This is a genomic window from Streptomyces beijiangensis (assembly GCF_017315755.1).
GTDB classification, from domain to species: Bacteria; Actinomycetota; Actinomycetes; order Streptomycetales; family Streptomycetaceae; genus Streptomyces; species Streptomyces beijiangensis.
Window position 1 is genome coordinate 1 of the sequence record NZ_JAFLRJ010001123.1, and the last position, 347, is coordinate 347.

Sequence of the window (347 nt, forward strand, 5' to 3'; positions counted from 1 at the left end):
CCGGGACCCGGTCGGTGCCGATCACGCGGAAGCCCTCGTGCACATGCTTCCTGCGCCAGGCCGGCTCGCCGAACCCGGAGGCGAACCGGACGTTCTTGGCCTTGGCGAAGTCCTGCAGGGCCTGCTGCTGCACGTCCGCGTTCCCTGAGGCAAGCCACGCGTTGTCCCGGCGCGCCTCGGTGAGCTGGCGGCACTGCTCGGCGAACCCGGGAGCGGACCTGCGCCCCGGTTTCCAGTGCGCGTGCTGCTCGACGGCCAGATTCCACACGTACCGGGCGTGCGCGCAGTGCAGCAGTATCCGCTGCTCCTGCGCGGTAGTCGGGTACATCCGGAAACGTGACATGCCG

At 70.0% G+C, this 347-nt stretch carries 1 protein-coding gene; it reads right to left on the reverse strand.

Annotation, left to right across the window (positions count from 1 at the left end; all coding sequences use genetic code 11):
* The coding region (locus J0695_RS40835) for a helix-turn-helix domain-containing protein (protein ID WP_242553781.1) at positions 1-328 on the reverse strand (328 nt) is incomplete at its 3' end.
* Positions 329-347: the final 19 nt, after the last annotated feature.